This window comes from Aquiflexum sp. (assembly GCF_041749095.1).
GTDB lineage: Bacteria > Bacteroidota > Bacteroidia > Cytophagales > Cyclobacteriaceae > Aquiflexum.
In genome coordinates, this window is record NZ_JBGTCA010000319.1 from 1 (window position 1) to 6,969 (window position 6,969).

Annotated in this window: 9 protein-coding genes and 1 pseudogene; 8 read left to right on the top strand and 2 right to left on the bottom strand. The window is 36.7% G+C overall.

Going from position 1 to position 6,969, the window contains the following annotated elements:
* Together ACEW8O_RS14800 and ACEW8O_RS14805 are read right to left on the bottom strand one after the other, a co-directional pair.
* Nucleotides 1-327: DNA-3-methyladenine glycosylase I (locus tag ACEW8O_RS14800; protein ID WP_373495401.1), on the bottom strand; the 327-nt coding region annotated here is incomplete at its 3' end.
* 17 nt (nt 328-344) lie between these two features.
* Nucleotides 345-650: a DUF4286 family protein gene (locus ACEW8O_RS14805; RefSeq protein ID WP_373495402.1), complete on the bottom strand. Its 306-nt coding sequence runs from the start codon at nt 648-650 to the stop codon at nt 345-347.
* 79 nt (nt 651-729) lie between these two features.
* On the opposite strand from ACEW8O_RS14805, the gene ACEW8O_RS14810 reads away from it, so the two are divergent.
* The 8 genes and pseudogenes from ACEW8O_RS14810 to ACEW8O_RS14845 all read left to right on the top strand — a co-directional run.
* A complete protein-coding gene (locus tag ACEW8O_RS14810; RefSeq protein WP_373495403.1) occupies nt 730-1,443 on the top strand; it encodes a carotenoid biosynthesis protein in 714 nt (237 codons plus the stop codon).
* Between the two features lie 48 nt (nt 1,444-1,491).
* Nucleotides 1,492-1,935: a sterol desaturase family protein gene (locus ACEW8O_RS14815; RefSeq protein WP_373495404.1), complete on the top strand. Its 444-nt coding sequence runs from the start codon at nt 1,492-1,494 to the stop codon at nt 1,933-1,935.
* Nucleotides 1,935-2,831 carry a MerR family transcriptional regulator gene (locus ACEW8O_RS14820; RefSeq protein WP_373495405.1) on the top strand — a complete coding sequence of 299 codons (897 nt, stop codon included), beginning with the start codon at nt 1,935-1,937 and terminating at the stop codon, nt 2,829-2,831. Before ACEW8O_RS14815 ends, ACEW8O_RS14820 begins: the two co-directional genes overlap by 1 nt.
* 223 nt (nt 2,832-3,054) lie before the next feature.
* Nucleotides 3,055-3,567 (top strand): RNA polymerase sigma factor, encoded by a 513-nt coding sequence (locus tag ACEW8O_RS14825; protein ID WP_373495406.1) that lies wholly within the window; start codon nt 3,055-3,057, stop codon nt 3,565-3,567.
* A gap of 5 nt (nt 3,568-3,572) precedes the next feature.
* Nucleotides 3,573-5,051: a phytoene desaturase family protein gene (locus tag ACEW8O_RS14830; protein ID WP_373495407.1), complete on the top strand. Its 1,479-nt coding sequence runs from the start codon at nt 3,573-3,575 to the stop codon at nt 5,049-5,051.
* 24 nt (nt 5,052-5,075) lie between these two features.
* On the top strand, nt 5,076-5,918 hold the full coding sequence (locus ACEW8O_RS14835; protein WP_373495408.1) for a phytoene/squalene synthase family protein: 843 nt from the start codon (nt 5,076-5,078) through the stop codon (nt 5,916-5,918).
* 1 nt (nt 5,919) lies between these two features.
* Nucleotides 5,920-6,630 carry a lycopene cyclase domain-containing protein gene (locus tag ACEW8O_RS14840; RefSeq protein WP_373495409.1) on the top strand — a complete coding sequence of 237 codons (711 nt, stop codon included), beginning with the start codon at nt 5,920-5,922 and terminating at the stop codon, nt 6,628-6,630.
* 3 nt (nt 6,631-6,633) lie between these two features.
* A pseudogene (locus ACEW8O_RS14845) lies at nt 6,634-6,969 on the top strand (4-hydroxy-3-methylbut-2-enyl diphosphate reductase); the annotation flags it as partial.

A 6,969-nucleotide genomic window follows, 5' to 3' on the forward strand; every position in this document is an offset into this window, starting at 1 on the left:
CATAAAACGACGGGCATTATTGATGGCAGACCTGATTTTTAATTCATTCCTGATGATTTCCTTGTTCTGTAAAAGTTCCTGAACATAACCCTCCGGTAAATCTGCGATAACTTTATAGTCAAATTCAGCAAAAGCCTTCCGGTAACCTTCCCGTTTTTTCAGAATGGTGGACCAACTTAAGCCAGCTTGGGCACTTTCCAAAACCAAAAATTCAAATTGTTTTTGATCATCAAATACCGGAACACCCCATTCTTCGTCATGGTATTTTACATATTGGTCGAACCCCAAACACCATGGGCAGCGAAATTTATCGGGTTTTTGTTCCATTTGTTATTTATTAATTTTTAATCAACCGTCTCAAGCAGCGTCCTAAAAACCACGAATTTGTCTTGAAATTTTGATTTTACGTCCTCTTGTAGTTTTTGGGAAAATTTTTTTTGGTATTCCATGACTTTCTCCATGCTATCCGAAAAATATTGAACCGAATAGTTGACACTTCCATCCTCTGAGTCATGAAGGATTTTGTAAAATCTGTTTTCGGAAAACATTCCCGTTGCAAGGACATCAGGAATATGGATATTTTTCATCCATAAAACCCAATCTTGCTCAACTTCCTTTTCAATATTGACCGTCACATTATATAAAATCATATTTTCTTAATTTATCTTTACTTTTGTCGCATTCTTCTACCAACAAATATAAGTTCTCGATGTTAAAGTCAACAAGTCTGTGAACAAAATCCTTGAATTAAACATGTCTTATAGCCCTTTGGAAAAATCAGAAAGCAAAATTGGGACAACTGTTCAGGGAATTCAGGAAAATAACTCCAGACTATTCAAATTGATCATTTTCGTTTTTTATTTAGTAGGAATTATCGGAATGTCTGTGCCAGGGCTCAAGCCTTATTTTCAGGCCCTTACTCCTTTTCATTTAATACTTAGTTTGGGAATACTTCTTTTATTTCATACAGATTGGAACCGGTCCTTTTTGTTTTTTTCCTCAATGGCATTTTTGATCGGTTTTGGCTCTGAAGTATTGGGTGTACATACGGGTTTTCCTTTTGGGAATTATGAGTATGGGTCTGTATTAGGTGTCAAATTATTTGAAGTACCGATTATGATCGGGGTCAATTGGTTGTTGTTGGTATATTTGACAGGGAATCTTTTAGAAAAGAAAGTCAAAAATGATTTCCTGGCTGCAGGAATGGGTGCAGGATTGATGGTGGCAATAGATTTTTTGATTGAGCCGGTTGCGATTGAATTGGAATTTTGGAGTTGGGAAGGCGGAGAAATCCCCTTATCCAATTATGTGGGTTGGTTTGCGGTGGCTTACTTAATACATTTGATATACCGGAAAGCAATGTTTCAAAAGAAAAATCTGATATCAGGATTTCTAATGCTTAGTTTGATAATCTTCTTTGCTGTTTTAAATATTATCCTCTAAACCAAATTTCACCTGCTTAAACATTATGTATAATATAAAGTTACTCTAATGATGTACGCGATTATATTTATAGTCCTTGGATTTGCTGCAATGGAATTTTCAGGTTGGTTTATTCATAAATACATTATGCATGGGCCTTTATGGGGGATCCATAAAACCCATCATCAGCCTTCAAAATCTATTTTCGAACTCAATGATCTATTTTCATTGCTGTTTGGGAGCATTGCGGTTTTGCTGATCTTTCTAGGAGTAGGTGAATTGGATTATCGATTTTGGATGGGTGTTGGAATAAGTATTTATGGTATCAGTTACTTCATTATTCATGATGTACTGGTTCATAGAAGGATAAAGTGGTTTGAAAGACCAAAAAGCAACTTTCTTTTAGGGATATTCAAAGCACATCAAGCACATCATGCAACCAATAAAAAAGATAATGCAGTATCCTTTGGACTGTTTGTTGTTCCGAAGAAATATTTTAAAATAAAATCATAGTGAGTACCTATTCAATCAAAGACCTTGAGCAGTTGTCCGGAATTAAAGCCCATACATTACGTATTTGGGAGCAAAGGTACAATCTGCTGATGCCCAAGCGAACTGATACCAACATCAGGTATTATGATGATGCTGATCTCAAACTTATTTTGAATGTTGCCTTATTGAATGACAATGGCTTCAAGATCAGTAAGATTGCCGGCATGTCCTTTGAAAGTATAAGGGAAGAAGTTGTCAAATTGACAGATAAGAGCTTGACCCATGATGATCAGATTCATGCACTCACCATTTGTATGATAGAGATGGATGAAGAAAGGTTTGACAAAGTATTGTCCACCAATATTCTGAAAATTGGCTTTGAACAGACCATGCTCAATATCATTTACCCTTTTATGTCTAAAATAGGCGTGCTTTGGCAGACCGGCGCCATCAATCCTGCCCAAGAGCATTTTATGAGCAATCTCATCAGGCAGAAACTCATTGTCGCCATTGATGCACAGGTTTATAAAGGTGGACGCAAAAAATTTCTCCTTTACTTACCGGATGGGGAGCACCACGAAATATCTATTCTCTTTGCAGCCTACCTAATCAAACTTAAAGGTCATAAAGTTATTTATCTGGGACAGAGTACACCTGACGATGACCTGATTTCTGTTTACAATTTGGTGCAACCGGAATACCTTTTGACCGTCATTACGACTTCACCAAGTCCTGAAAATGTACAGGAATATATTGACACTTTAGCCAAGCGTTTCAGTAAGTCTGAAATCATTGTGTCGGGCTATCAAATAGTTGGTCAGGAAATTCGTTTCCCCAAAAATGTCAAAGCACTAAATTACATCAGGCAGATTAAGGAATATTTGGAACAGATAGATGAGATATTGGTTGAGAGATAGCAATTAGTTTTACATTTTTGATAAAATATTAAACAAAGTGAAAATTCCGATTTTCACTTTTTTTTTGCGCTCATTTTATCATATTACCGTTTATTTACAATAAATGAACCTATTTTTATTCCTATCTTATAATTTGTTTAAGAAAAGTTGAAAAATAATTAAACAATGTGTTTGATTTTTGTTTAATGATTACTACATTTGATTAAACAAAAAGAAAACGTCCATGACAACTCTAGAATTCAGTTACTCGCTCAACAAGTTATCAACTTCGCTAAAGCCATTTGCTCTGAAACTCACCAGAGATATGGATGATGCAAATGATTTATTACAGGATACTATGGTAAAGGCATTTACCAACAAAGATAAATTTACTGAGGGGACTAACCTGAAGGCATGGTTGTACACAATAATGAAAAATACTTTTATCACCAATTATCAAAGAATGATCAGAAGAGGAACTTTTGTGGATACAACTGATAATCTTCATTACATCAATTCAGGTGACTCATTGGTTGAAAATGGGGCATTTGGAGATTTTACAATGGATGATATTTATACTGCAATAGATAAGTTGGAAGATGTTTATAAGACGCCATTTATGATGCATTATAAAGGCTTCAAATATCACGAGATCGCTGATAAATTGACCATACCGATTGGAACTGTTAAAAATAGAATACATATTGCCAGAAAACTTTTGAAGGACGATTTGCATGTTTATAAACACAGAAACTAATATATATGTCTGATAAGAAAGTAGTGGTAATAGGGGCTGGATTTGCAGGCCTATCAGCTGCTACACATTTGGCACATTTGGGATATCAGGTCACATTACTTGAAAAAAACACAACCCCCGGTGGAAGAGCTAGAAAGTTCGAAGCCGAGGGTTTTGTTTTTGATATGGGACCAAGTTGGTATTGGATGCCAGATGTATTTGAAACCTATTTTGGTCACTTCGGCAAAAAGCCATCGGATTACTATGACCTTATCAGGCTGGATCCATCCTACACGGTAGTTTTTGGAGAGAATCAATTTGTTGAAATACCCGCGGATTTATCAAAATTCCGGGATTTGATGGAAAGCATGGAACCCGGAGTCGGGCCTAAGCTTGACGAATTCCTCAAACAAGCAGCTTATAAATATAAAGTGGGCATTCAGGATTTGGTATATAGGCCAAGTAGGTCCATCCTTGAATTTACAGACCCACGACTTTTGAGAGATATTGTCAGAATGGATGTCTTTCAGTCCATGTCCAAACATGTCAGGAAATTTTTTAAGGATGAGAATATTATCAGACTGATGGAATTTCCTGTCATATTTTTGGGAGAGATGGCGGACAATATTCCTGCTTTGTACAGTCTCATGAATTATGCTGATATCGTCCTCGGTACTTGGTATCCTATGGGTGGAATGCATGAAATAGTCAAAGGAATGGTACAGCTTGCCGAAGAAAAAGGTGTACAAGTGCATCTTGGTGCAGATGTATCCCATATCAATATCAAAAATGGTATAGCAAAAAGCGTTGTCCTTATAAATGGTGAAAGTTTCGATGCCGATATAGTTGTCGCCGGTGCAGATTATCACCATGTAGATAGTAAACTACTTTCGCCAGAATACAGAAACTATGATGAAAAATACTGGGATAATAGAGTGATGGCACCTTCATCTCTTTTGTTTTATCTGGGAGTTGACAAGAAACTGGATAATCTGACACATCATTGTCTGTTTTTTGATGAGCAAATGGGTCCACATGCTGATGCCATTTATAAAAATCCAAGATGGCCTGAAAAACCTTTGTTTTATTTATCGGCGGCATCTATAACTGATCCTTCAGTAGCCCCTAAAGGGAAAGAGAATTTAGTCATATTGATACCTCTTGCCCCGGATCTGCAAGATGGGGAAGAAATAAGGGAAAAATACTTTAATATGGTTATGGATAGGCTTGAAAAACTGACCAAGCAGGAAATCAGAAGCCATATCATTTTCAAACGCTCTTATGCACATAGTGATTTCAGAGCTGATTATAATGCGTTTAAGGGAAATGCCTATGGTTTGGCAAATACCCTTTTCCAAACAGCCATCTTAAAACCTTCTTTAAAAAGCAAAAAAGTAAAGAATTTGTATTATACAGGTCAGTTAACAGTACCCGGTCCCGGTGTTCCTCCGACGCTGATATCAGGTCATGTCGTAGCAAGAGAAGTTCATAAAGAGAATAATTAAGATAAAAAATTGTATATTATGGGTATGGATGCAAAAAGCCTTTTTGACCAAACTACATTGGAGTGCAGCAAACTAATAACCCAAAGGTACAGTACTAGCTTCACCTTGGGAATAAAAACTCTGGACAAAAAACTGCATTTGCCCATTTATGCCATCTATGGATTTGTAAGATATGCAGATGAAATAGTGGATACTTTTCATGACAAGGATAAAAAAGCACTTTTAGATCAGTTCAAACATGATACGTATGAATCCATTGAAAAAGGGATAAGTCTTAACCCTGTCCTACATGCATTTCAAATGATAGTCAATCAATTTGATATTGACCTTGATCTGATAGAGGCTTTTCTCAAAAGCATGGAGATGGATCTTGATTTCAAAACTTATAATGACTCAAGATATCATGAGTATATATATGGTTCGGCAGAAGTAGTCGGTCTGATGTGCCTCAAAGTTTTCTGTGAAAGAGATCAGGCAATGTACGGAAATCTTAAAAAACCCGCCTGTAAGCTTGGGTCAGCATTCCAAAAGGTCAATTTCCTCAGGGACATCAAAAGTGACTATGAGGAAAGAGGAAGGGTATATTTTCCCGGAGTGGATTTCAATCATTTTGATAAATCTGCAAAACAGTTGATCGAGGAAGATATACAAAAAGATTTTGATGAGGCGTTAGATGGCATTCGAAGATTACCAAACAGCGCTAAGATGGGTGTTAAGATTGCTTATTTGTATTACCGGAAGTTATTTGAAAAAATCAGGAAATTACCTCCTGAAACGATCACCCATCAGCGGGTCAGAATACCTAATTCGAGAAAATTTTCGTTGCTGTTAGGGACTTATTTTGGGATGAAATTCGGGATAGTTTGATATGGAAAAGTTTTTATACCTTACTTTGAACTTGTTGACCGTCGCTTTTCCTTTGGTCAGGTCATTTGAGTCTAGAATCCAATATGCAAAAAAGTGGTATGCGCTTTTTCCGGCAATTGGAATAACCAGCTTGTTTTTTTTGGTCTGGGACCACTGGTTTACTGTGATAGGTGTTTGGGAATTTAATCCTAGATACCTGACCGGAATTTACATCTTCGAATTGCCTATTGAAGAATGGCTGTTTTTCTTGACCGTCCCCTTCGCCTGTGTGTTTATATATGAGGTTCTCAATTACTTTATCAAAAATGATATTCTTGGTTCTGTGGCCAGACCAATCACATTTATACTGATTCCTGCATTCTTGATAATCGGTTTACTCAATCTGGATAAATGGTATACCTCAGTGAATTTTCTGGTCGCTACTGCCATGCTATCCATTCACTATATTTTTTATCAAGGGAAATATCTTGGAAGGTTTTACCTGGCCTATATGGTTTCGATGATACCTTTTTTATTTGTGAATGGAATCCTGACAGGGTCATTTATTGAGGAACCTGTGGTGATATACAATAATGCTGAAAATTTGGGTATCCGGTTATTTACCATACCCATTGAAGATACAGTTTATTCCATGACGCTTTTGTTGATGAATATCACAATCTATGAAAGGATAAGGAACACCAAAACAATTCAGACTGTTAAAAGTTTATAGGCTATGATGAACCTGCAAGTACATATAGATCAACATTCCGGCTTCTGTTTTGGAGTGGTCTATGCCATTGAAATGGCAGAGGAAATCCTTGATGATCAGGGGTATCTATACTGTTTGGGGGATATTGTTCACAATGACGAAGAGGTAAATCGTCTTACTAAAAAGGGCCTGAAAATCATAGATCATGTGGAATTGCAACACCTGAGAGATGAAAAAGTATTGATCAGAGCCCATGGTGAACCGCCTTCAACTTATGAATTGGCAATCAATAACAACCTTACATTAATAGACGCAAGCTGCCCTGTGGTACTGAAATTGCAGAACAGGATCAAAAATTCC

What these genes read in the sequence shown, in the direction of transcription:
- ACEW8O_RS14805 (WP_373495402.1), bottom strand. Translation starts at nt 650, where the DNA reads ATGATTTTATATAATGTGACGGTCAATATTGAAAAGGAAGTTGAGCAA.
- ACEW8O_RS14815 (WP_373495404.1), top strand. Translation starts at nt 1,492, where the DNA reads ATGATGTACGCGATTATATTTATAGTCCTTGGATTTGCTGCAATGGAA.
- ACEW8O_RS14825 (WP_373495406.1), top strand. Translation starts at nt 3,055, where the DNA reads ATGACAACTCTAGAATTCAGTTACTCGCTCAACAAGTTATCAACTTCG.
- ACEW8O_RS14830 (WP_373495407.1), top strand. Translation starts at nt 3,573, where the DNA reads ATGTCTGATAAGAAAGTAGTGGTAATAGGGGCTGGATTTGCAGGCCTA.
- ACEW8O_RS14835 (WP_373495408.1), top strand. Translation starts at nt 5,076, where the DNA reads ATGGATGCAAAAAGCCTTTTTGACCAAACTACATTGGAGTGCAGCAAA.
- ACEW8O_RS14840 (WP_373495409.1), top strand. Translation starts at nt 5,920, where the DNA reads ATGGAAAAGTTTTTATACCTTACTTTGAACTTGTTGACCGTCGCTTTT.